This is a genomic window from Zobellia laminariae (genome assembly GCF_030553095.1).
Taxonomy (GTDB): Bacteria; Bacteroidota; Bacteroidia; order Flavobacteriales; family Flavobacteriaceae; genus Zobellia; species Zobellia laminariae.
This window is the reverse complement of sequence record NZ_CP130738.1, coordinates 2,326,216-2,351,653: the sequence shown is the minus strand read 5'-3', so window position 1 is coordinate 2,351,653 and position 25,438 is coordinate 2,326,216. Positions and strand designations below refer to the sequence as shown.

Sequence of the window (25,438 nt, the reverse complement as noted above, 5' to 3'; positions counted from 1 at the left end):
ACAAAAACACTATTGTATCAACTTAGCGAAATTATAACTGGCATTCACCAAATTGGTATAACTGGAAGCCATAGCTTCTGGCAGAGTAGAGATTCCCCTTACGATTGAATTTACATAAGCCAATCCGAATTTTTCTTGCTGTTCTATAGATATAGACACCGAACCGCACAAGGCTGCAACTGGTATTTTATGCTTTTGAGCAGAAGTAACTACCCCATTTATAGTTTTTCCAGAAAGTGTTTGTTCATCTAACTGGCCTTCACCAGTAATAATCCAATCAGCATCTGCAATTCCCTCATCAAAATGAGCCAGTTCTTTTACCAAATCTATACCAGAAGTAAGTTCTCCCCTTAAAAAAATGATGGCTCCACCACCTATTCCGCCAGCCGCACCAGAACCTTTTATTTTCTGAAGGCTTATATCATAGGTATCCAAAGCTACTTTAGCAAAATTCTTCAGCCCTTTATCCAGAATTTCAATCTCCTCTGTTGATGCTCCTTTTTGCGCACCATATATCTTGGCAGCACCATTTTCGCCATAGAACGGATTGGAAACATCACAAGCTATTTTAAACTTTGCATTGGCCAATAATGGATGAACTTCTGAAGCATCTATACTTTTAACTTTATCTAAGCTGCTTCCTATTGGCTCCAAATCTTTACTGAAATCACCTTTAAATCGGTATCCCAAGGCATTGGCCATCCCCATACCACCATCATTTGTTGCGCTTCCTCCTATGCCAAGAATAATCTCTTGAGCACCTCTTTCAAGAGCATCAGCAATAAGTTCACCTGTGCCAAAGGTGGTGGTGTTCATGCAGTTCCTATCCGCATCATCTAATAATTTAAGTCCCGATGCCTCGGCCATTTCTATATAGGCAATATGAGTTTCAGTGGCATATAAGTATGAAGCGCTTATTGGCCTGAACAACGGATCGTTTACGGTAATGGTAATTTTATCGCCATGTATGTAATGTTTGACCACGTCTATAGTTCCGTCGCCGCCATCCGCTAAAGGCATCTTTACGATTTTGGCTTCGTTAAAAACATGTTTTAGGCCTTCCTCTACAGCATCGCAGAACTCAAATCCAGAGAGGGAACCTTTAAATTTATCTGGAGCGATTACAATTTTCATAGCGCTTATTTTAGTTCAAAATATTAGGCAAAGAAATACTGAATAATACTATAGCAACAAAATAGGCCAGTAAGATAGCAACCTCTTTTTTACCTGAATAGTATACAACCTCTAGACCCTCATTAACTTCTCTTTTTACAGTATAACTAACCGCAAGAGCTACCACAATAGTAACTACACAACCCAACGCGTTCCACCAGAACCAAAAGATTTGCGGTACATATAACCAAAGGTAAATATTAAACAATACCCCAACCACTATTCCAATATTTGCACCAAGCGCATGTGTTCTCTTAGTAAGAATTGCCATGGATAAAGGCAGCCAAAATTGGGCCGTAGAAAACAGAGCTTATTTTATTGATAACCTCTATAACTGTACCTTCTATATTTCCAGCAAAAAAAGCAAAGAATAAACATACAAGACCCCAAAATATAGATAATAGTTTTGAGTACGTCATGTACTTCTTATCCGGCATATTAGGATGAAATCGTTTTACAAAGTCCTCCATAGTAACTGCTGAAAGTGAATTAACCGTAGAACTTAATGTGGACATAGCTGCAGACATAATTGCAACAATCAATATACCTATAACGCCATTTGGCAAGTATTTGATAATGAAGACTGGCACCATTAAATCGGCCTTTTTTCCCTCTAAAGAAGAAATATTGGCTTGATAAACTAAGTCCATCTGCTCTTGAAAACTAGCATCTTGAACTAGGAGTGTACCCAAAACAAGTCCCATAATACAATAGGTTAGGGTAAAGGGGAACCTAAGTAGGCCGTTGGCCATCATTAATTTTTTAAGATTGGGCATGCTGCTAGAAGATAACAACCGTTGTGACTGCGTCTGGTCTGTTCCGTAATAAGAAGCATATAGAAAAAAGCCCCCTATGACCATTGGCCAGAAACCAAATTCATCATTACCATCTGCATTATTAAATCCCCATTTACTGAAATCTACAGCGGTAATCCTGTCTCTGTCTACGTGGGTAAGAAAATTGTCCACACCGCCTAATTCACTAAAACCGTAAAAAAGACAGATAATAATACCGATAAAAAGAATACTCATTTGAATTACATCGCCCCAAATAACGGCTTTCATTCCTCCTTGGTAGGAATAAACCATGGTTATAAGGCCGATGATTAAAATGGATATCCAAAAATCCATTTGGATGGTAGCCTGAAGAATTAACGCCATGGTATACACCATTACACCGGTAGCTACCGATCTACTTATTTGAAAAACGAAGCTGATCAGTAATCTAGATGAAGCATCAAAACGTGTTTCTAAATATTCATAAACACTAACAATTCCGGATTTATATAGGGTAGGTAGTACAGCAATTAATAAAAAAGCCATTGCCAAGGGCACACCTAATTCATAGGTAAGCCATTGCATACCTCCACCAGCTTTGAGGCCTACGAAGGCTGGTGCCGAAATAAAACTGATAGCAGAAAGTTGCGTTGCCATTGCCGAAAGGCTCAAAGGCAACCATGACGTTTTTCTTCCTCCCAGAAAATAATCTCCTCCAGAATTGTTGTCTTTGAATAAAAAACCCAATCCCAAGAAACCGACTAGGTAAACGACGATTATGATATAATCTATATAATTCATGAGTAATTTTTCTTTTGGTTTGGTCTCCTATTTTATTCTGTGTTCTATGAACAGAATATGGTAAAAACCTGCTATGCAATAACCTTAAAAACTAAAATATAGCAGAAATATCTTACATTTCATTAAAGATAGACTCTCCACGGCGGAAATTGAACAACACATTACAATTTACCGCCATTTTGAGTCAAATGAGAACAGAATAGCTCAACAACTAGCAACTAATTAACGCGAACCAATAAGTTGGCTGCACGAACACTTAGACTCTCTTGTCCTCAAAAAAACTTATTTCATTACCTCTCAACATTTAAGAAGGTCTATTACTAGCGCGGCAGTCCATGAAAAATTATCGCCACCATAACCTTTTCTTGTTTCCTCGCCAGTATCTTTTCTACAGTCAAAATATTCAAAAAAGCCATCGCGTTCAACAAGTTCAATGGAATCATTTTTAACACGCGCTGCAATTTCCTTATATCCGTACTCTTTCAATCCACGGTATAGCATCCAATTCATATTAATCCAAACGGGACCTCTCCAATATTTTCTAGGATTGAAACGATCGTCTGTAGGATCAAACGATGCACATAAATACTTATCATCACCTCCAAAGCGGTCCATCATAGTATTTACTAGTACCTCAGCTCTTTCTTTATTTGGAATATCGGCAAATAAAGGGGAAAATGAGGAAGAAGAAACATGGCGGATAGGCTTATCATTTCGCATATCATAATGAACATATGCACCCAATTCCGTATCCCATAGTTTCTGGTTGAAAACAGCAATACTTCTTTCTTGATTCTTTCTCAGATATTCTATTTTATCTTCATTGCCACCAAACAATTCGTAAAGCTCCATCAAAGCTTTATTAGATTTAATGAGCATGGCATTAAATAAAGGATCTTGTACTAAGAATGGGGACAACTCCGCTATTTTAGCATCATCGTAGTTATTTTGTTTTGCAATATCTATAATGTATAGATAGTGGTCATACTCTCTTTTTGATGGGCGTTGAGAAGCATCTACATGCGTTGTATCTTTTCGCTCAAAAGTATATTCTGGTGGGTCCATGGTATCCCAAATATCATCCCAGACAGGAGAGTTATCAGTGCCCGACTCCCAGTTGTGATAGATGTATACTAAACCTTCATTTTGTGGATCACGGTTTTCATAAAAATACACATGGTTATCATACACCTTATCTATCTGCCCTTTTATAAAATTGAGCATATCTTCCTTATCATCTACAATATTTAGCATATCCTGTAGAATAAACCCTGTAACAGGAGGTTGGGTCATTCCTGTAGATTTATATTTTTTTGACGAAAGCGGATGTAAGTCCGACCTATGAAAATCATGACCTTAAAAATAAGAATCGTCATCTGTATGAAAAACAATGTGTGGTATAAAACCATTATCCCATTGCGCATTCAACAAAGTCTCTATTTCTTTTTTTGCGTGATCTGTATTGTAATGGGCTAGGCCTACTGCAATAAAGCCGCTATCCCATTTCCATTGAAACGGATAAAGTCCTTTACTAGGGATAGTAAAACCGCCTTTTTGAAAATTGGCGTCTAAAACGTTAATTGCCCTATTTATTATATTTTCTTTCATAACGTACATAAGGATAAAACACATTGGCGGTAAGCCACCACCAATGTGTCTTTGATTTAAAAACTAACTAAACTCGCACTAACTCAAATCGTTTTTAGAAATTGAAAGTCGCTGTCAAGAAGAATCTTCTTGGAAGAATAGGACGACCTACAAAGAAGTCAGTTTCGCTTTGTCCGGCAGCACCCGCTCTTGGGTTACCTTCTGTAATACCATCACTATCAAAAAGGTTGAAGATGGAGAAACCTAAACGAACTGTTTGGTTTTCTTCTGGCTTACCAAAAGTGTAACCTGCACCCAATCTACCAATTGGAATAGCGTCTAATTCTATATCATTAACATCAGACGCATATTTTTTACCTGTATAGTTCACACCAAAATTGGCATCAAACTTACTGTTGTCATAATACGCCCCAAGAGAACCTAAAAAGTTAGGTTGTCTTGCCAATTTATTACCTACATTGGCTTCTGTAGACGTACCATTAACTAAATCAAAATCTGTGTTTTTAGTAATTTCGTGACCTTGGTATGTTAGGTTTCCACGAAGGTTAAAATTGCTAGCAATTTCATAATCTGCCGTAGCTTCTACACCAATTGTTCTAGTATCTTGCTCAGAACGTGTCTCATCAATTAACTGTCCACCAACAATAGCTTGTTGTATTTTTATTCTGTCTTTTAAAGCCACATAGTAAGCAGCAACAGAACCAGAGAATTTAGAAGTACCAAATTTAGCACCTGCCTCAAACTGAATGATGTTTTCAGGATCGTAAGCGTTTTCAGAAATACCAGCTACCGGAGCAAAACCTCTTATTTGCGGAAAGAAATATCCTTTAGAAAAGTTAGCATACAGGTTTGTTGCATCGGTCAATTCATAAAGACCGGCAAAAGATACTGCCCAACCTGAAGCTTCTATAGAAGATCTGATAAAGCTTCCATCGGCTGTTTGTACATCGCTCAATGCTGTAGTCAACTCAGGATTATCATAAACTGTTGCACTTGTTATTCCACCTTTGGCGTTTTCACCATCTGTATGCTCATATCTAAAACCAACATCAAAACGCCATCTGTCAAAAATCATCTCATCCGTTAGGTAAAATGCCAATCTGTTTTGAGATAAAAAGTTATTTGAAGTCTGACCGATACGATTATACAAACCACCTTCTGAATAAACTACATTACCACCAGCTGCATCAGCATAGTTTAAGTTTACCAATCTAGGAGCGTTATTAAATTCCGATAAAACACGATACTGGTAGTTTACATCTTCTGCTTCTGTACGAGCTATAAATGTACCTAAGGTTACGTTATGACTTCCTCCGTTTGAGGCTTCAATTGTTTTAGTCAAAGAGGCTTCCCCAGAATAATCAGTCATTGGTCTTAAACGGTCTACATGAAGGTTATCAATTACCAAATCCGAACCGTTTATTTGAGAATTAGGATTACCACTTTGGTAACGTGCCGTGTATCCTTGATTATCAGGAGCAATACTAGCTACGTAGTTATCTAAAGTAATTGGGTTTCCATTGTCTCCACTTCCACCAACGTACAAGGCAAAATTGTGCTTGTAATTTGCATATTTTACTTTTGATTTGAATCTTAAATCATCTTGAAGTCTGTAATCAAAATCAGCTAAAAGATATCCACCAGTTGTAGAAACACCATCTGCAATTGGACTGTTGTAAGTACCACTTTGGCGTAAGGAAGGAAGTGTTAGCTAATTCCCCGGTCAATAATTGCTCTACAGCTTCTCCATCATTTCCTGCCAAACGCTCTCTGCTTCCACCTGATAAAGGTATAGGAAGGTAGAACTGGGCTTTATCATTTATAAATTGACCATGTACGGTAAACGAACCTTTGTCAAATTTCTTTTTAATGTTAGCCCTAAACTGAACCCCTTTTGTTGGTAATCCCGTATCTATAGGCCCACGATCGTGTCTTACAAATCCAGTAAAAGCATAGTAGGTATTAGAATCTTCACCCCCCAATTGGCCACCACTGTAAAAGTCGGTTTTTAACCGTCCCATATTGGCAACTTCTAGGTTTACGATGTTACTCAGGATTGGTATCACCCGTTTTACTTGTATAGTTAATGATACCGGCCACAGAACCTGCACCATATAGAATTGCAGAACCACCACGTACAAATTCAACTCCTTTAAAACCAATATCCGGTCTTGCATAAACATCATGCGCAGAAGAGTTTAAACCAAAGGTGCTCATTAAAGGCATACCGTCATATTGTAATGGGTTGAAAACGTACTGACCTCCAGAAGGTAAACCTCTTACGAAGACGTTAGTTGCGGTTTCACCACCACCACCTTCAGCGGTGATACTATAGTACACTTCTCAAAATATCTGCCTGACTATTGGCCGATAGTTTGGTGATCTCTGCCATTTTTACAGAACTAATAGACAACGGAGCCTGCTTCTGAGACCTGAACGTACTTGAAGCGGTTAATACCACCTCATCTAATTGTTGACCACCTTCTTGAAGGACAAAATCTACCGTTAATTCTGTACCGTTTAAATCTACTTCCTTATCTAGCGTGGTAAATCCTAAATACGAAGTTCTTAATACTTGGTTACCTTCTAGGTCTGTTGAGAATGTATAGTTACCATCAAAATCTGATGTTGTCCCAGAGGTACTACCTACTATTATAATATTCGCTCCTGGGATAGGTTCCCCAGCACTGTCCGTAATGGTACCGGAAATTCCTGTCTGGGCAAAAGCACCAGTACTTAATAGGAGGCCGATAACCGCAAAAATTACTTTTTTCATAATTGTAGTTTTTAAATTGAGTGAACTTGAGTTATTATTAATTTGTTAATACAGAGTCAAAACTATTTGAATATCATATTATTTCGACAAAAAAATTGCAAATTTGATATGCAAACGTTACCGCAATCGTTTGCAATTCTTAATTTTATCCCAAATAAATTTGTATTACACTGGAAACCAAGACACTTTTATAAAATGAGCAAAAGACACAACACTACTTTAAAGGAATTGGCCAAAGAATTAAACCTTTCAATATCAACAGTTTCTCGTGCTCTTAATGACCATCCGGACATTAGTGCAACAACAAAGCAGAATGTAAAGGACTTGGCCCGTAGAATGAATTATTCGCCCAATCTTTTTGCCAGAAGCTTCCGATCTCAGAAAACAAATATTATAGGAGTGGTCGTCCCAAACATTTCGCACTACTTCACTTCTACCATTTTAAAAGGCATTTTAGAAGAAGCCGAAATACAGGGATACCGAATAATTATTTCAGAATCCAACAATAGCGAAGCCAAACAGACCGAAATGCTCAATACCATGACCCAGTTTGGGGTTGATGGTATATTGATGTCCCTCACTAGAAAAATTGAAAAAATAGATAACATCCTTCAGACATTGAACCGTGTACCGATAGTGTTGTTTGACAAAGTATCTCAAAAAATACCATGTACCCAGATAGTTATTGATGAAGAACAGGCCGCTTTTAACGCCGTGGAGCACCTGATAGAATTAGGTAAAGAGCGCATAGCTATTATTAAAGAAACCGAGAACTCATATAATTCCGAAAAGCGCTACGCGGGATATCTCCGTGCGCTGGAACACCATGGGATTAAGATTCGAGAAAAGATTATTTTAAGTACAGAGGATATATCACTAATTCATGGTAGACGTCTGACCAATATTCTTTTGAGTATGAAAAAACGGCCAGATGCCATTTTTGCAATTACAGATAACGCTGCTATTGGTGCCATAAAAGCGCTCAACAAGTTCAAAGTTAAAATACCTGAAGAGATAGCTGTAGTAGGGTTCAGTAATTCGGCAAACTCAAAAATTATTCAACCTGAACTAACTACCGTAGACCAGCCTTATGACAAAATTGGTCGTACCTCCGTAAAATATCTCATAGAAGAAATTGAAAACCCTTCAAACGACGTCATCACTAAAACAGTTGAAATTAAAACCACGTTAGTGGTTAGGGATTCATCTTTAAGAGCTTAATATTAGAACTATCTATTGACAGGCTGTTGTCACCACTTGCTCTTTTCTTTGTATTTGAAAAAAATACATTAACAGCTAAAAAATGAAATTCCGATATTATTCAGGTCAATCTCTGAAGTTTTATCTTTGGAATATATACCGCACTCTTATGGGCCTGGACACCATTAATAGATTTGACCGCATAGTAGCTATATTAATTCAACTACAATCAAAACGTATAGTAAAAGCGCAAGAATTGGCTGATCGTTTTGATGTTAGTCTGCGAACGATTTATAGAGACATTCGTTCGTTGGAAGCTTCGGGTGTACCTATTTCCAGTGAAGCCGGCGTAGGCTATTCCATTATGGAAGGGTACCGTCTCCCTCCAGTTATGTTTACCCGTGAAGAAGCTGGGAGTTTTGTGGCGGCTGAAAAATTGATGGAAAAATTCACCGACACCTCTTTAGGTTCTCATCATAAATCCGCCATGTACAAGGTAAAGTCGGTTTTAAGAGGAAAGGAAAAAGATTGGATTTCAACTCTAGAAGCACAAGTACTAATTGACCCGTCTCAAACACCTTTTAATGAAAACATACCCAATGCCCTAGAAATTCTATTTGAAAGCATTGCAGATAAAACGCAGGTTTTCTTAAAGTATCACTCCCTTAATTCAGAAAAACCGTCCGACCGCTTTATTGAACCTGTAGGACTTTCATGAGAATAACTTCTGGTATGTACTTGGCTATTGTCACTTCAGACAAGATTATAGACAATTTAGAACCGATAGAATGTTACGAATTTCTAGAACAGAGAAAATCTTCACACTAGAACACGGAATGTTAGATGACCACTTGAACAAACAGCCGGAAAGAGAAAAAACCAAGATTACAATTTCTGTTGACAAAAGTATTGCCCGTTACATTTCCGCAGGAAGAAAACAATATGGGTTCGTTTCCGAAGAAATCAATAAAGACAAGGTTCTAATGACCTTTATGACTTCAGATTTGGTTCATGGCTTTCCTAGATGGTATTTAATGTTTGGGGATTATGCCGAAATTATTGAGCCTCAAAGTCTAAAACAAAGAGTAATTGAAATTCTCAAAGAAACCCAAAACCGACTTACAAATTAATTCCAACACAGCCGAAAATCACTTTCTTAGTCAATGCTATTTTAGATTCACACTCCATTACTTTTAACAGTATTTAAACTTTCCACACTCTCTCTAATCCCAATTTTAGCACAAAAACCACCATTTCTTACCTCCAGACGCAGGTTTACCTTCCAATCAACAAGATGTCAAAAAATTTTTATGTAAATAGAAATGACCTACAAGTTTTCATGTTAAAACCTTATTTTAGCGCCACTCTTAAAAACTTAAAGACATGACCTTATTATTAATGGCCGCTGGTAGCGGTAGCCGATACGGAAAACTGAAACAATTTGACGATTTAGGCCCTAAAGGCGAATTCTTAATGGAGTTCGGTATTTACGATGCACTGAAAAATGGTTTTGACCATATCGTTCTTATTACTAAAAAGGAAAATGTTTCTTTGGCAGAAAACCATTTGAGACCAAGAATACCTGCGAACATCAAGCTAGATGTTTTGGCACAAGAAATTACAGATTTACCAGAAGGATGTTCTTTTTCAGGTGAACGTAAAAAACCTTGGGGTACAGCACATGCAGTTTGGACAGCTAGAAACGTAATTAACGGTCCTTTTGCTGTATTGAATGCTGATGATTTCTACGGACAATCCGCATATGCAAATGCTGCTGATTTTGCACGTGAGCATAATAACGATGATACTTTTGCCCTTGTTGGGTATACTTTAAAAAACACCCTGTCAGAACATGGTTCTGTGTCAAGAGGGGTTTGCTTAAGGTAGACGGAGACGATTTAGTTTCTGTTGATGAGCGCCTAAAACTTGAACCAAAAGACGGTAAAGTATTAGACCTTGATTCTGGTAACGAATATACAGGTGAAGAGCAGGTAAGCATGAACTTCTGGGTATGCCAACCTTCTATTTTTGATAAAATTGAAAGTGAGTTTAGAAAATTTCTAGCTGACGATAACTTAGCCGTAACAAGTGAACTTTACATTCCAAAAATGGTTCAAGAAATGTTACAGGCCAAAGAAATAAAAGTAAAAGTTGTACCATCAGGTGGCGATTGGTTTGGAGTAACTTACGCCAGCGATAGAGAAAAAGCCGTAGCTGACTTGCAAGGAAAAACCGATGCAGGTAAATACCCTTCTCCTCTTTGGCCATAAAATAATGAGTAGTTATTCAAACGAACAACTTAATGAACTATTAGGGCATTTTTCTGTGCCCCAAATAAAGTACTTGATCAAACCGTTAACAGACGGTTTGATCAATGATACTTTTTTGATATACGATGGTTCTACTCCACTATATATATTGCAGCGTGTAAATCACCTTGTTTTTACAGATGTAAAAGGGTTGATGAACAACATACAACAAGCTTTCAAATATTTAGAGGACACCGATTATAGTAAAATAACCCTAGTATCTCCTAAAAGCGGAGACAGCCATTACATTTCCCCTACCGGAAACCATTGGCGTCTTATGACTTTTATTGATGGGAGCACGGCATACAATACCACTGAGGACACCAGTATTGCTTTTGAAGCAGGTAGAATTATTGCAAAATTCAATTCGCTTTTACAACAAGCTGACCTAGATGATTACGTGGATACTATTCCTCGTTTTCATGATATAACGCTACGCCAAGACCAATTTAATTCTGCCCTTAAAACTGCGGCTCCGGAGAAATTAGAAATTGCAGAGAAAGCGATTGTTTTTACCAATGAGGTTTTAGAAAAGCTTACTGCTCTAAATTTCAAAGAATTACCTGTTAGAGTTTGTCATAACGACACCAAATTGAATAATATTCTCTTCTCAAAAGAGACCAATAAGGCACTTTGCCTAATTGATTTGGACACGCTCATGAAAGGCTATTTTCTTTATGATTTTGGTGATGCCGTACGTACGATAGCCAACACTGCTGCCGAAGACGAACAAGACCACAGTAAAATTATTTTTGATAAAGATTTGTTTGAAGGTTTTATAGATGGTTTGGCAATTAACAGCTCTTTCTTGACCAAGGCTGAAATTGAAACCTTGCCTTGGGGTGCCGTTCTTATGCCTTTTCTACATGGCATACGTGCTTTAACGGATTACCTAAACAACAATGTCTATTATAAAGTTGCCTACGAAAACCAAAATTTAGATCGTAGCCTCAGTCTTTATAATTTTACTCAAAAAGCATTAAACCATATGGATTATATGGAAAATGTGCTAAAAGAAAAATTGTCCTAATTTTTTTTACTTTAATCAACTTAACACCATGGAAATCAAACTTAAAGCTGATTTTCAATAAAACAAAAACACAGCAATACTTCTAATTTTAGCTAAAACTAACCTAGAATAAAGAGCGGGTCAAACATCAACTATAGTTTTTTTACTACCTTGAAAATCTATTTCAAATATATCCATAGGTACTAAATCCGTTTCTGATTTCATGTCCAAAAAAGTTTACACAACAATTTCATGTATCTTCTTCTTTCTCTGCACTTTTGCACAAGAAAGCGACCTTGAGTTTTCTCAAAACTATACGATTTCTAATGGTTTGGCACACAATGGGGTCACTGCCATTCTTGAAGATTCAAGAGGCTACATTTGGGTAGGTACTTTTGAAGGTCTAAATCGTTACGATGGATATGAATTTAAAACCATTAAAAACACCCTGAGCGATGCTGTTTTTGTAAGTAATCGTATTAGATCGCTTAAAGAAGATTCCAAAGGAAACATTTGGATCGGTACTGATGAAGGCATATCTCTATACGACTACAACTTAGAGAAATTTATTAACATCTACTCTAATCAACTTGCCAAAAAAGGGGTTAAAGGGCCTGTGGTTAGAGATATAATCATCAATGAAAAAGAAGGAATTATTCTCTGCGCTACAGAAAAGTATGGGATTTTAGTTTTTAACGATGACTATACTTTGCAGGAAGAATATTCACCCACTGCCTTTTATAGTAACGGTGCCGTTGAATTTTATAAATCAATGACCATAGACAACAGCACTTATCTTTATGCTACGTCTGTAGGTCTGCTTTCTTTCAATCTAAAAAACCACCAATTCACTAAAATAGTTTCTAATGACATAAGTAACTGCCAGTCTGTTATGCGTATTGATGAAACTACATTTTTGGTTACATTAAAAAAAGGGGCTGCCATTCTATCTTACTCTAAATTGGGTGACGGCTACAATTACCAAATAGTAAAAACCGACCTTCTACCCTCACAAAATTTCAATAGTTCTGGCTTTGACCACCATAATAATCTTTGGCTGGGAACATTGAATAAGGGTGCAATTCGCATTAATGATATTAAAAGCCTTACTGAAGGTTCAGACATAGATTATTCAATATTTAAATTTCAGAACAAACAACTGCGCATTAGCTATTTTCAAAGAACATCCAATAATAGATTTTGGGTTGGTTCGTATGATAAAGGTCTATTTAGATTTGACCTCAAAAAAAATCCATTTAAAGAATTTAAAGGTGAAAGTCCTTTTGAATTTGGCGTAAGCGATAGGCATTTAATTCAAATTTCGCCTTTAGATGACGAGAACGTATACTTAACAAAAAATCAAGGAGGTCTTGCACTTTTTAATACAAACGAAGGTAGGTTTGAACCTCTACCTTTTACATTTGATGAAAACTATAAGGCTAGAATTTCTTCAGTTTATGTAGACTCTCATAAGAGAACATGGATGAAAGTGGCCAAAGTGGGTTATTTTAGATTAAATCCTAATGAAGATAAACCTCAGCTGATTGATACAAGTTCCTTACCCGAATTTTCGCAAGTAGAATCTTATAAGATTACAGAAGACAAAAAGGGCAACATTTGGCTGGGCACAAGAGTGGGTGTTTACAAATTATCTGTAGATGAAAAAGGTGATGTTACTAGAATAGAGGCACTAAACGATAATCCGTATTTTGAAAATTTCAAAATGACCCTCGCTCGTTTTGTATATGTAGACCCGGAGCAAGATTTTGTATGGGTGGGCACAGCAGAAGATGGTCTTTTTAGGGTAACTATTAAAGATGATCCTTTATTAAAAAATGCAAAAATCAAGCATCTTAGGAGAGATAAGAAAGAAGGTGGTCTACCCAATAACTTCGTTTCCGCCATAACAAGAACACCAAACGGCAATCTATGGATAGGTACAGAAGGTGCCGGAATCTGTAAGGTAGAAAATAGTGAAAAAGAACCCGTATTCATTCCATTTACCGAAAAAGACGGATTATCCAATAACGTAGTAAAAAGTATAAATGTAGACAACGCCGGCAACCTATGGATTGCTACCAATGTTGATTTAAACAAATTCTATCCTAAAGAAAAAAAGTTTCGAAAGTTCGGAAAAGAAGACGGTCTGCCATTTGAAGATTTCTGGTATGCATCGGCCTATTTAAACAATGGCACTTTAGTATTGGCAGGACTTGAAGGCTTCTCCTATTTTATGCCCCACACCATTAAGGATACGGAAACCTTACCTCGCTTACATTTTGGCGACTTTAAGATTTTTAACAATACCGTACTTCCACAAGACACTTTAAACAAAAGAGTTTTACTTTCTGAACGGCTTCACAGTGGTCAGACTTTAAATCTAAAATACAATGAGAACGTTTTTACAGTAGAGGCTACATCCCTTCACTTTGCATCACCTGAAAACCATTTTTTAAAATACAGGTTGTTACCTATAGACCACGATTGGTTGCAGACTACGTCTGACCAACGAATGATAAACTATAATGGCCTGCAATAAAAAATATTCGCTTGAAGTGGCCGCATCAAATTCCATTGGTGAATGGACTGCAACAAAAACCTTGGATATTATTATTTCACCTCCATTTTGGAAAACCCCTTTGGCATATGTTATCTATGCCCTACTTATGATTTTGGTACTAGGTACGGTTCTATTCTATATCATAAAGAACCAGTCTTTACGCTACAATATTCAATTAGAGCAAATAGAAAAAGATAAAGTTAAAGAAGTGAATGCAGCTAAACTTCGCTTTTTTGCCAATATATCTCATGAGCTAAAAACACCGCTAAGCCTTATATCCAGTCCGGTGAAGCTTTTATCCGAACGCTACAAGGATAATATTGATTCTCAAGAAAAACTGAATATTGTTGCTAGACAGTCTAAAAAAATAGGCCGCCTTATAGACCAGATTCATGATTTTGAGCGTGTGGATGCCAATTTAATGGAAATGGATTATTCCAGATTCTATTTTAATGAATTTATAGAAACTATTGTACCTGATTTTCATTACTTGGCCTATAATAGTCATAAGAGATTACAAGTCATTTCTGACGACACCAACATTGTTGTATCTGCAGATCGCGATAAGCTGGAAAAAATATTCAACAACTTATTAAGTAATGCGTTTAAATATACGGGCGCCAATGATGTTATTACTATTAAGTTCATTAGTGAAGATAAAGACCTTCTTGTATCCGTTACCGATACCGGAAGAGGAATTGATGATGATGACCTACCGCATATTTTTGAAAGGTTCTACCAGTCCCGAAAAAGGGAAAGTGTACATTCTACGGGCTCGGGTATAGGTCTTGCTTTTTCTAAAAAACTGGTAGAAATGCATTACGGTTATTTAGAAGCCTTTAGCGAAATAGGCGTGGGCACCACTATTAGTGTTCGTCTTCCTGTAGTTAAAAAAGAATCTATTGATGACCAAAGCAACAAAGGAAAAAGCCTTAATAACTGCTGAAATTGAAGTTTCTGATGCTGAAACCACAATAGCAAAAACCGAAGTCTCTAAAATAAAGACAAGCGGAGACTACTCCGATAAATTGATTTTTTATGTAGAAGATGTACTGGATATGCGCCTTTACGTATCAAAAGTATTATCTAAATTTTTTAAAGTTAAAACCTTTACAAATGGTAGGGAATGCTTATGGATGCCATGGAAGACCAATGGCCAGATTTGGTCATAAGCGATATTCAAATGCCGATAATGAACGGTCTTGAACTTTGTAAGCGTATTAAGGCCGATATAAAAACCAGCCATATTCCAGTAATTCTACTTACCGCACTGAACGATATAGAAAATCAGATTCAGGGAATTAAAGATGGAGCTGATGCATACATCAAAAAACCATTTGACGCACGCCAATTGGTTGCACGTACCGAAGCATTGTTGGAGAACAAAAAGCGACTGCGGGAGCGTTTTAAGATTGGTATTCCACTTACAAAGGATAACAACCTTAATATTAGAAATGATAATGCATTTCTTGAAAAGCTTTATCACCTTATGGCTCAAAATTTAGATAATCAAAATCTAGATATGGACCAATTTGCACGTCAACTTTACCTTAACCGCACTCATTTCTACCAAAAAGTAAAGGCATTAACGGATAAAACTCCGTTTGAGATGCTTAAAATGTACCGTTTAAAAAAGGCGGCAGAACTTCTGGTAGAACAACCGGAATTATCCGTCAATGAAGTGTATACTATGACCGGTTTTAAAAGCCGAACGCATTTCAGCAAACTCTTTAAAGAAATGTACCATACTACACCTGGAAAATATTCAGCTAAGAGTAAGGACAGTAATATTTCATAGGGAACTTCTTATTAGCTCTTACCATATTCGGTAATATGCATTTGTGCTCACTTGCGAATTGAAGAATACATATTTTGTACGCATAGATACATCATTCTCGTCCTGAAAAATACCTTTGAACTTAGTGACAAAAGGCATAACTTAATTTTCACCAAAAGTTATAACTAAAAAAATCAGGTCAGTAGTATCAAAAAATCAGGATTATGATAACATATACCATCCAAATGTTAGGCTTTATTCTCAAATTTAGTCTTGCCGGAGTACTTGCTCTAACAACAAACCCAGCGGACCAAAAGCCTATTGCAAAAGCAGAGCGTCCAAACATTCTTTTCTGTATTGCAGATGATGCCTCTATGAAAAGTTTTGGCGCCTATGGCGATACATTTATCAATACACCGGCAATAGACAATTTGGCCAAAGAAGGTGTCGTGTTTCAAAATGCTTACAACGGGAACCCCAAATGCTCTCCAGCACGTGCCTGTATTTTAACGGGCAAGTATAGTTGGCAACTTAAGGAAGCTGCGGACCATAACGGTCGCTTTCCGCTAGAATTCAAAACCTATCCTCAGCTATTAGCTCAAAAGGGCTATCGCGTAGGGTATACCGGAAAAGGCTGGGGACCCGGGGTTTATGACACCAAAGACAATCCTGCAGGCCCAGAGCACAATGCCATTAAGGTTAAACCACCATACAAAGGCATTTCCGATATTGATTATGCTGCAAATTTTGAGGTTTTTCTGAACGATAATCCTAAAGACACTCCGTTTTGTTTTTGGCTGGGAGCAAAAGAACCGCATCGATTTTATGAGTTAGATTCATGGAAAAAAGCAGGACGAAGGCTAGAAGAAGCTAATGTTCCTGCATTTTATCCAGATAATGAAGTTGTTCGTGGTGACTTATTGGATTATGCCAATGAAGTGGAATGGTTCGATACCCATGTGGGCAAAGCAATTAAAGCTCTTGAGAAAAAAGGATTATTAAAAAACACCATGGTAATTATAACTTCCGATCATGGTATGCCTTTCCCAAGGGTAAAAGGTCAGATTTATGAAGAAGGTTTTCATATACCCCTTATTGCGTATTGGAAAGGAAAGATTATTTCTGGGCGAACCGTGAGCGATTTCGTTAGCTTCTCTGATTTTGCCCCCACGTTTATGGAAGTAGCCGGAGAAACGCCTCATCAACAAATGACGGGAAGCAGTATCACAAAGCAACTTTTTACTGCAGAATCAGGTAGGATTGATGCGGCCCGAGACCATGTCCTTTTGGGTAAGGAACGTCACGATGTTGGCAGATCTAACGAAGATGGAATTGACCTTGCTTATCCCGTTAGGGCCATTAGAAATGATTCCCTCTTATATGTTCATAATATACAACCTGAAAGATGGCCTGTTGGCAATCCGGAATATGGCTTTATGAATACGGATGGTTCTCCTACAAAAAGTTACATCACCTCCATAAAACCAGATGATGAAGAATACCATTTCTTTGAGATGAATTTTGATAAGAAACCGGAACACGAACTTTACAACATTCAAAAAGACCCAAACTGCATACATAACCTTACCAATAAACCGGAAAATGGAACGATTATTAAAAAGCTTCGTACTCAAATGGAAACGGAACTCATTGCCCAGGCGACCCTAGAACATTAGGCAAAGGAGAGGTTTTTGATAACTACATCTATTATGGAAAACGACTAGATTACAAAACAGGCAAACGTATAGCGCCTCTTGAGTACACTAAAAAAACAGAATAAATGCTAAGTACTGTATTTCTAAAAAAACATCCTTTTCAACTCTTTGTTCTTTTGATGTGTCCCTTATTCAACTGGGCACAAGAAAAGCAGCCCAATATCATTTTTGTTCTTGTGGACGACCTCGGCTATGCCGATGTTGGTTTTAACGGTTCAACCTATTTTGAGACACCGGCATTAGATGCTTTGGCCAAAGAAAGCTTGGTATTTAACAATGCCTACATGTATCCCACATGCTCACCTTCAAGAGCTGCTCTTTTTACTGGAAAACAATCTTTCCGAACTGGTGTTTACACTGTTCCCGTACTAGAGAGAGGTGATGATCAAGAGAACATATTCTCTAGGTGGACGGTTGGTAAAGAACATCCTATTTATGCCGAACCTTTGGCAACTGCCGGTTATAAATCTATTCATTTAGGCAAATGGCATATTGTGGGACCCTATCCAGAAAAAGAACTGGCAATGGACTGGCCCATCCAACAAAAATTGAATCAACCTCAATATGGAGATTTCACTTGGGTGGAAAATCATAAGACACCAGCCGTAAAACAGTATTACCCGGAAGGGAGGGGCTTTATTAAAAATGTTGGCGGAACTTTTCGCGGAGACCCCGCTTTAGAAGAGGGCGGTTACAAAAGCGAACGTGGAGGATATCGCGCACCGTTTAGCAATCCATTCATTTCACCTAAACCTGATGACGAATGGCTTACGGACCGACTTGCCAGCGATGCCATTGAATTTATGGACAACCATAAAAATGCCCCGTTTTTGGTCAACCTTCATTTCTATGCGGTACATCGACCTATAAAAAACAGAAACGACGAACTCTTTGATAAATACATGAAAAAACCATATGACCCCATTACGGGTCAAGGCATAGGCAAAAACAAAGAACGCATGGCCAGTTACGCTACCATGGTACAGTCTATGGACGAGAATATTGGTAGAATCATAACATACCTCAAAAAGAACAACTTAGAAGAAAACACATTGATTATCATTACTTCGGATAATGGGTATCATGGTATTGCTTCTGAGAATTTAAATTTAAGAGGTTCCAAGGGCGAAATTTATGAAGGCGGAATAAAAGTTCCTGCTTTAATCCATTGGCCCGGCAAGGTTAAAGCCAGAAGAACGAAGATTCCAATTTCCGTTACCGATTATTTTCCAACATTAATGGATGCAGCCAACATTGATTACAAAGGGCAACTTGATGGCAAATCACTTACTCCCCTATTTCAAAAAGACAAAAACAGTTTTAAAGAACGCCCCTTATTCTGGCATTTGGCAAGCCAATACAAAAACGGCACTTGTTCCGTAATCAGAAAAGGAGATTATAAACTAATTCAATTTTTAGCTGATGGAAAACTGGAACTTTACAACTTAAAGAGCGACCCAAAGGAAACTAAAAACTTGGCCCAAGAGGATTCAAAACTAGCTCAAAACCTACTTGATGAACTAGTAACTTGGCGAACAATGAATGAAGTACCTCTACCTCCAAATTCCATGCTCTCAAAATAGACTAAAACCAATCAATCAGCAATATACAATGTGCTTCATTAAAAAAATATTGGTTAATGTCATTCTAATTCTCTTAACCCTGCCTAATTCTTGGGCACAGAAAAAAGAGGTCCAAAAGCCAAACGTTGTTCTTATTTATGCGGATGATCTAGGCCGTGGAATGCTAGGTGCTTACGGTCAGAAAATGTTGACTACTCCTAATATTGACAAGCTAGCTTCAGAAGGTATGCAATTTGAAAGAGCTTATGGCGCTATGTATTGTGCTCCGGCAAGAGCCAGCCTTATTACCGGAATGCACGACTGCCATGGAGGCGATGCCATGACCATTGTAAAAGCTGGTATTTATAAGGAATTGGATAACGGACTTACTCTAGACGAAATCAAGTCTAAAATACACGAGGTGGCACTTCCCGCCGAAAAAGATATCACAGAAGAAAAATACCTACAGCATTTAGAAATGTTCAAATCCAAAATAGGCTACCCTCTAGTTTCCGTGCTTCCGGATCATATTAGTCAAAAATGTGTTGACGTAACCGGTGATTATCTATGGGATTATCAAAAAGGGGCTAGAAATATTATTTCAGACTTTTATAATGAGTAATTCTAAAGCAGGTTCCCAATTTACAGAGAGAGACAACACATAAACAGACACATACACAGCTTTACTGCATTTAGGTTTTATTTGATATCAGATATAATTCACAACCTTTATGATTCTGTCGGTTAAAAAGTTTGGTCTCCCGTTATTATGTATTTGCTCTCTTATACTCTCCTCCTGTGGAGATAGCTCTAAAAAAGAGAAAGGGGAAACAGTAGATAATCGTCCAAATATCCTATGGATTACCATTGAAGATTGGAGTCCAGATTTATCCTGCTATGGCACAAAAGGTATCTCCACCCCACATGTAGACCAATTGGCTTCTGAGGGTATTCGTTATAACAAAGCTTTTACAACGTCACCCGTTTGCTCAACCTCTCGTTCTGCAATGATGACAGGTTTCCATCAAAACTATATTGGAGCAAACCAGCATCGTGAGCACAACAAACAGGCATTACCCTATGGCATAAAACCCATTCCAGAATTATTTGAAGAAGCTGGGTATTTTACCACTTTAATGAGCTGGAAGACCGATATGAATTTTCTTCCCGACACCAAAGAAGAACTTTTCATGAACACCAATGACTGGGCAGACCGCGAACCCGGCCAACCTTTCTTTGCCAGAATTACTTTTGGAGGCACTCATAGGTCGTGGAACCGTGACCCAGAAAGGCCTATTGATATAAAGGATGTTGAACTTCCACCCTACTATGCCGACACTCCTTTTATTCGCCGTGATTGGGCCAATGGCCTTGAACAAATGCAATTGGTGGACCGAGAAGTAGGTGCTTTGTTAAAACGACTTAAAGATGAAGGTCTTGCCGATAATACTATTGTCTTTTTTATTGGCGACCATGGCCGTTGCCATATTAGAGGTAAACAATTCCTATATGACGGTGGCACCAGAATACCCATGATTTTGCGGTGGCCTGGAAAAGTGAAACCCGGTCAAGTAAATGAAGATTTAGTTATGTCTTTGGATATTGATGCCACTATACTTTCCGCAGCCAACATCATCCCTCCAGTACCTTTACATGGAAAAAACCTTTTAGGTAATGAGATAAAAAATAGGAAATACACTTTTGCCGCCCGTGATAAGATGGACGAAACCCATGATGCTATGCGTTCCATACGGTCAAAAGATTACAAACTCATTCTAAACTTAATGCCCGAAAGGCCGTATTTGCAATACAACCAATACAAGGAAAACGCCTATCCCGTACTAGCCGAAATGAGTATCATGTACCTCAAAGGAGAACTTACTCCTGAGCAAGCTGCCTTCTTTGCCCCAGTAAAACCCAAAATTGAGCTATATGACCTACAAAAAGACACATTTGAGGTAGACAATGTAGCCAATAACCCCGAATATAGCTCTATGAAAAAAGAGCTACTGGCCGAACTTCAAAACTGGCGCACCAATGTCATCAAAGACCAAGGTGTAAGTGAAGAGTTTAGAGCCCTTGGCGTTTTTCCTGATAAAAACCCTTTTTCAACGGTGGATGAATGGGTAGCCAAAAACCAAAAAAATTACGATTTTAACCGTATAGGCTGGCCTTCATGGTATCCTACAAAAACACTTCAAGAATGGCAAAAGGCCCGAAAAAAATGGGAACCTTATGTTATGAGAGGGGCTTCAGAAGATATACCTCGTCCTGAAATTGGCATTATCAAAAAGAAGAAAAAGAATTAAAGCCAAAATTCAGAATGACAACAAAAATCAAGCTTGTACAAAAAGTCGCGACTACCCTTTTACTTTTCATGGAGATAACCGCTTTGCAGGCACAACTTAAACCTGAGAAATTTCAACCAGAATGGGAATCCATTAGAGCCGGGTATGAAATTCCCGAATGGTTCCGCGATGCTAAATTTGGTATTTTCTTGCATTGGGGACCTTATGCCGTACCCGCTTACAGTAGTGAAAAATATCCAAAAGGCATATATAATTCCAAATGGTCCAAAGGCGGAACAAAGCCCTATACCTATCACCGTGAACATTATGGTGACCCTTCAAAATTCGGTTACAAAGATTTTATACCTGATTTTAAAGCTGAAAAGTTTGATGCCAACCAATGGGCAACATTATTCAAAAATGCAGGAGCTCGTTATGTAGTGCCTGTTGCAGAACATCATGACGGTTACGCTATGTACGCTTCTAAGCACACCCGATGGAACGTGAAGGACACCGGACCAAAAAAAGATGTTATGCGCTTGCTTGCTGATGCGGTCAAAGCCAACGGAATGAAGTTTGGCGCATCATCACATTTTGCGCTGCACAGAATTTATTATAGAAAAGACGACCCAACTTGGGACACCAACAATCCTGAGTTTTATGACCTGTATGGCGAACCGGTAGGTAACGACACCTTACCGACTATAAAATTCCTGAACCAGTGGTGGAACCGCACTACAGATATTATTGATAATTATGAACCTGATTTGCTGTGGTTTGATTTTGGATTGGACAAACCTGGTTTTGAAGTCTTGCATAAAAAAATACTCGCCTATTACTATAATAAAGGCGAAGAATGGAATAAAGGTGTTGTTTTTCAGGACAAAAACATGAGAAACAAATCCTTTCCTGAAGACCTCATTGTTCTAGATATTGAACGCGGCCGTATGGATGGCATCTACAAATACCCTTGGCAAACAGATACCTCAATAGGGAAAATTTCTTGGGGCTATGTAACCAATGAAGAGTATAAAACCTCAAATTACCTGCTTGATGAATTGATAGACATTGTAAGCAAGAACGGATGTTTATTATTGAATATAGGTCCTAAAGCAGATGGTACCATTTCCAATGAAGCAAAAAAGATATTAAATGAAATGGGTGCTTGGCTAAGTCTTAACGGCGAAGCAATTTACGACACTAGACCATGGACCATCTTTGGAGAAGGACCTACAAAAGTAGAAACGGGTCATCATTCCGAAAAGAAAAATAAAGAATCCGGTCCGGAAGACTTTCGGTTTACTACCAAAGGAGAAACTCTTTATGCCATCTCATTAGGTTGGCCAAAAGACGGGGAATTCACTATAAAATCCCTAGCAAAAAACAATCCCAATATATCAAAAAAAATAGCATCTGTAGAATTCATAAGCGGTAAAAACAGTATGAAGTGGAAACAAACTGGCAAAGGACTTACCATCACCGTTGAGGGTACAAAGCCGTGCGAGGCCGCTTATGTCTTTCGAATTAAATTCAAATAAAAAAGAAAACAATCCAAACCTATTTTCAAAATATAAAAAATGAGCAAATTTTATTTTAACGAAGAACAAAGTTCCTATGATGCCATTGTGGTAGGTACCGGTATCAGCGGAGGCTGGGCTGCCAAAGAACTATGCGAAAACGGTTTAAAAACCTTGATGCTAGAACGTGGCAGAATGGTGGAGCATATTAAAGACTACACTACAGCCCATATGGACGATTGGGACTTTAAGCATGGCCTTGAACTTTCTATTGAAGAGAAAGCTAAACGACCCAAACAAAGTAGAACGAATAAAGGGAAAAGCGCGGATTCCTATAAGTGGTTCGTGAACGACCTAGAACACCCCTATAACGAAACCAAGCCCTTTAACTGGATGAGGGGTTACCATGTTGGCGGCCGTTCAATAACATGGGGGCGACATAGTTACCGTTGGAGTGAAATTGATTTTGAAGCCAATAAAATTGATGGTCACGGTGTTGACTGGCCCGTTCGCTACAAAGACATTGCTCCGTGGTACGATAAGGTGGAAACCTACATTGGGGTTTCAGGTGAAAAAATGGGACTGAGCCAATTACCAGATGGACAATTTTTACCCATGATGGATTTGAACTGTGTAGAACAACATTTTAGAGACCATAAGGTTTACGAAAATTTAGATGGCAGAGTGGTTACTTCAGGCCGAATTGCTCACATAACAGGTGACAAAGAGTTTGAAGGACGTACCAAATGTCAGTTTAGAAATCGCTGTTCAAGAGGATGCCCATTTGGAGGATACTTCAGCAGTAATTCATCTACATTACCGGCTGCGGAACGCACAGGAAATCTCACCCTTAGACCAGATTCTATTGTAACCGAGGTTATTTATGACCCTGACACAAAAAAGGCAACTGGAGTTAAAGTCATTGACCGCTTGACCAAAGAAGAGCTCGTATTCAAAGCGAAGGTTATCTTCTTATGTGCATCTGCCATTGCATCGGCTTCCATTCTTATGCAATCAAAATCGGAACGTTTTCCTAACGGAATGGGTAATGATTCTGACCAACTGGGGAGAAACATCATGGACCACCATTTAGGCGCAGGAGCCAACGGTAAGTTTGATGGTTTTGATGACAAGTATTATAAAGGTCGAAGACCATAAGGTGGTGTGTATATTCCACGTTTTAAGAACATCGACATCAAATCAAAAAGTAAAGACTATTTACGAGGATTTGGATACCAGGAGGTGCAAGCCGTAAAAATTGGAAAGATTCTGTTGCAGAACTTGCCATGGGAGCTGAGCTTAAAGAGGCTATTCTAAAACCTGGCGGCTGGACTATGGGCGTAGGTGGTTTTGGTGAAATCCTACCGTACCAAGACAATCGTATGACGCTAGACTATGATAATTTAGATGGCTGGGGATTACCAACCGTAACTTTTGATGCCGAAATACGTGACAATGAGTTTAAAATGCGTGAAGACATCGTAGTGCAAGCAGCAGAAATGCTAAAAAAAGCAGGAGCGAGAGATATCAATACCCATAACAGTTCTTACAATATTGGTCATGGAATTCATGAAATGGGAACTGCCCGTATGGGAAGAGACCCAAAAACTTCGGTTCTGAACGGTCATAATCAAGTACATGAAGTACCTAATGTTTATGTAACCGATGGTGCCTTTATGGCTTCATCAAGTTGTGTAAATCCATCATTGACTTATATGGCATTCTCGGCAAGAGCCGCCAATCACGCAGTAGAAGAACTTAAAAAAGGAAATATATAATCATGGATAGAAGAAAAGCATTGATGCAAATAGGAATGTCAATGGGTTACGTAGTAGCCGCACCGACATTCATGAGCGTTTTACAAAGTTGTACCGACACTAAAGCTGCTGCTTGGGCACCACAATTTCTTGATCAAGATCAAGGTACAGTTCTCATTGGCGTAATAGATAGTATACTCCCTAAAACCGACACGTTATCAGCATCGGAAGTAAATGTTCACGTTTTTCTGGACAGTTTTGCAAACGAGGTGATGCCTCCCAATCAGCAAGATCAGTTCAAAGCTACGCTTGACCAGTTGGCCGTAAACGCACTAGAAAGTTCAAAAAAAGAAAACATAAGCGACCTGACTGCAAAAGACATTGCTCCTGAAATGCTGAAGGCCTTAATCCATAAAAAGGCAAAAGGAGTTCCTTTTGCTAAAAAACTTCGCGACCTGACCATTTGGGGCTATAAATGCACAGAATATGTTGGCGAGCAAGTACTGGCTTATGATTCTATTCCTGGACAATGGATTGCCTGTGGTGACTTAGACGAATTAACAGGAGGAAAAGCTTGGTCCATCTAAATAGGAATCCAACCAACAAAACC

General features: G+C 38.3%; 23 protein-coding genes and 2 pseudogenes. 17 read left to right on the top strand and 8 right to left on the bottom strand.

Annotated elements, in window-relative coordinates; all coding sequences use genetic code 11:
* Nucleotides 1–9: 9 nt before the first annotated feature.
* From Q5W13_RS11195 to Q5W13_RS11165, 8 genes and pseudogenes are all read right to left on the bottom strand, one after another.
* Nucleotides 10–1,134 carry a glycerate kinase gene (locus tag Q5W13_RS11195; protein WP_304446363.1) on the bottom strand — a complete coding sequence of 375 codons (1,125 nt, stop codon included), beginning with the start codon at nucleotides 1,132–1,134 and terminating at the stop codon, nucleotides 10–12.
* A 10-nt stretch (nucleotides 1,135–1,144) separates the two neighbouring features.
* Entirely contained in the window at nucleotides 1,145–1,444 is a 300-nt protein-coding gene (locus Q5W13_RS24965; RefSeq protein ID WP_368662529.1) for a hypothetical protein, read from the bottom strand.
* Nucleotides 1,428–2,750, bottom strand: coding sequence for a sodium:solute symporter family transporter (locus Q5W13_RS11190; protein ID WP_368662528.1), 1,323 nt, complete (start codon nucleotides 2,748–2,750; stop codon nucleotides 1,428–1,430). Before Q5W13_RS11190 ends, Q5W13_RS24965 begins: the two co-directional genes overlap by 17 nt.
* Nucleotides 2,751–3,047: 297 nt before the next feature.
* A pseudogene (locus Q5W13_RS11185) lies at nucleotides 3,048–4,358 on the bottom strand (amylo-alpha-1,6-glucosidase).
* 94 nt (nucleotides 4,359–4,452) lie between these two features.
* Nucleotides 4,453–6,024, bottom strand: coding sequence for a TonB-dependent receptor domain-containing protein (locus tag Q5W13_RS11180; RefSeq protein ID WP_304446497.1), 1,572 nt, complete (start codon nucleotides 6,022–6,024; stop codon nucleotides 4,453–4,455).
* A complete protein-coding gene (locus Q5W13_RS11175) occupies nucleotides 5,981–6,424 on the bottom strand; it encodes a hypothetical protein (protein ID WP_304446362.1) in 444 nt (147 codons plus the stop codon). Before Q5W13_RS11175 ends, Q5W13_RS11180 begins: the two co-directional genes overlap by 44 nt.
* A complete protein-coding gene (locus Q5W13_RS11170) occupies nucleotides 6,405–6,698 on the bottom strand; it encodes a TonB-dependent receptor plug domain-containing protein (RefSeq protein WP_304446361.1) in 294 nt (97 codons plus the stop codon). The genes Q5W13_RS11175 and Q5W13_RS11170 overlap by 20 nt, the downstream gene beginning before the upstream one ends.
* Nucleotides 6,688–7,134: a carboxypeptidase-like regulatory domain-containing protein gene (locus Q5W13_RS11165; protein ID WP_304446360.1), complete on the bottom strand. Its 447-nt coding sequence runs from the start codon at nucleotides 7,132–7,134 to the stop codon at nucleotides 6,688–6,690. Before Q5W13_RS11165 ends, Q5W13_RS11170 begins: the two co-directional genes overlap by 11 nt.
* A 195-nt stretch (nucleotides 7,135–7,329) precedes the next feature.
* On the opposite strand from Q5W13_RS11165, the gene Q5W13_RS11160 reads away from it, so the two are divergent.
* The 17 genes and pseudogenes from Q5W13_RS11160 to Q5W13_RS11085 all read left to right on the top strand — a co-directional run bounded on the left by Q5W13_RS11160 (nucleotide 7,330) and on the right by Q5W13_RS11085 (nucleotide 25,415).
* Nucleotides 7,330–8,355, top strand: coding sequence for a LacI family DNA-binding transcriptional regulator (locus Q5W13_RS11160; RefSeq protein ID WP_304446359.1), 1,026 nt, complete (start codon nucleotides 7,330–7,332; stop codon nucleotides 8,353–8,355).
* 148 nt (nucleotides 8,356–8,503) lie between these two features.
* Nucleotides 8,504–9,052 carry a helix-turn-helix transcriptional regulator gene (locus Q5W13_RS24955; RefSeq protein ID WP_368662525.1) on the top strand — a complete coding sequence of 183 codons (549 nt, stop codon included), beginning with the start codon at nucleotides 8,504–8,506 and terminating at the stop codon, nucleotides 9,050–9,052.
* 70 nt (nucleotides 9,053–9,122) lie between these two features.
* Nucleotides 9,123–9,464 (top strand): WYL domain-containing protein, encoded by a 342-nt coding sequence (locus Q5W13_RS24950; protein ID WP_497582284.1) that lies wholly within the window; start codon nucleotides 9,123–9,125, stop codon nucleotides 9,462–9,464.
* Between the two features lie 253 nt (nucleotides 9,465–9,717).
* The gene (locus Q5W13_RS11150) at nucleotides 9,718–10,221 is read left to right on the top strand and encodes a sugar phosphate nucleotidyltransferase (RefSeq protein WP_304446358.1); all 504 of its coding nucleotides are present in this window, start codon (nucleotides 9,718–9,720) and stop codon (nucleotides 10,219–10,221) included.
* Nucleotides 10,209–10,604, top strand: a complete 396-nt coding sequence (locus tag Q5W13_RS11145) for a hypothetical protein (protein ID WP_304446357.1) — start codon at nucleotides 10,209–10,211, stop codon at nucleotides 10,602–10,604. The genes Q5W13_RS11150 and Q5W13_RS11145 overlap by 13 nt, the downstream gene beginning before the upstream one ends.
* Nucleotides 10,605–10,608: 4 nt before the next feature.
* Nucleotides 10,609–11,673 (top strand): phosphotransferase enzyme family protein, encoded by a 1,065-nt coding sequence (locus Q5W13_RS11140; protein WP_304446356.1) that lies wholly within the window; start codon nucleotides 10,609–10,611, stop codon nucleotides 11,671–11,673.
* A gap of 202 nt (nucleotides 11,674–11,875) precedes the next feature.
* On the top strand, nucleotides 11,876–14,191 hold the full coding sequence (locus tag Q5W13_RS11135; RefSeq protein WP_304446355.1) for a ligand-binding sensor domain-containing protein: 2,316 nt from the start codon (nucleotides 11,876–11,878) through the stop codon (nucleotides 14,189–14,191).
* Complete coding sequence (locus Q5W13_RS11130; protein WP_304446354.1) at nucleotides 14,178–15,158, top strand: sensor histidine kinase; 981 nt, start codon at nucleotides 14,178–14,180, stop codon at nucleotides 15,156–15,158. The genes Q5W13_RS11135 and Q5W13_RS11130 overlap by 14 nt, the downstream gene beginning before the upstream one ends.
* A complete protein-coding gene (locus tag Q5W13_RS11125) occupies nucleotides 15,118–15,384 on the top strand; it encodes a hypothetical protein (protein ID WP_304446353.1) in 267 nt (88 codons plus the stop codon). Before Q5W13_RS11130 ends, Q5W13_RS11125 begins: the two co-directional genes overlap by 41 nt.
* Nucleotides 15,345–16,010 (top strand): response regulator transcription factor, encoded by a 666-nt coding sequence (locus Q5W13_RS11120; protein ID WP_304446352.1) that lies wholly within the window; start codon nucleotides 15,345–15,347, stop codon nucleotides 16,008–16,010. Before Q5W13_RS11125 ends, Q5W13_RS11120 begins: the two co-directional genes overlap by 40 nt.
* A gap of 203 nt (nucleotides 16,011–16,213) precedes the next feature.
* The gene (locus tag Q5W13_RS11115) at nucleotides 16,214–17,665 is read left to right on the top strand and encodes a sulfatase family protein (RefSeq protein ID WP_304446351.1); all 1,452 of its coding nucleotides are present in this window, start codon (nucleotides 16,214–16,216) and stop codon (nucleotides 17,663–17,665) included.
* 104 nt (nucleotides 17,666–17,769) lie between these two features.
* Nucleotides 17,770–19,287 carry a sulfatase gene (locus tag Q5W13_RS11110; RefSeq protein ID WP_304446350.1) on the top strand — a complete coding sequence of 506 codons (1,518 nt, stop codon included), beginning with the start codon at nucleotides 17,770–17,772 and terminating at the stop codon, nucleotides 19,285–19,287.
* 28 nt (nucleotides 19,288–19,315) lie between these two features.
* Nucleotides 19,316–19,888 (top strand): sulfatase-like hydrolase/transferase, encoded by a 573-nt coding sequence (locus tag Q5W13_RS11105; RefSeq protein WP_304446349.1) that lies wholly within the window; start codon nucleotides 19,316–19,318, stop codon nucleotides 19,886–19,888.
* Between the two features lie 109 nt (nucleotides 19,889–19,997).
* A complete protein-coding gene (locus Q5W13_RS11100) occupies nucleotides 19,998–21,575 on the top strand; it encodes a sulfatase family protein (protein ID WP_304446348.1) in 1,578 nt (525 codons plus the stop codon).
* 14 nt (nucleotides 21,576–21,589) lie between these two features.
* Nucleotides 21,590–23,092, top strand: coding sequence for an alpha-L-fucosidase (locus Q5W13_RS11095; RefSeq protein WP_304446347.1), 1,503 nt, complete (start codon nucleotides 21,590–21,592; stop codon nucleotides 23,090–23,092).
* A gap of 39 nt (nucleotides 23,093–23,131) precedes the next feature.
* Nucleotides 23,132–24,849 (top strand): annotated as a pseudogene (locus Q5W13_RS11090) (GMC oxidoreductase).
* 2 nt (nucleotides 24,850–24,851) lie between these two features.
* Nucleotides 24,852–25,415 (top strand): gluconate 2-dehydrogenase subunit 3 family protein, encoded by a 564-nt coding sequence (locus Q5W13_RS11085; RefSeq protein ID WP_304446346.1) that lies wholly within the window; start codon nucleotides 24,852–24,854, stop codon nucleotides 25,413–25,415.
* Nucleotides 25,416–25,438 lie beyond the last annotated feature (23 nt).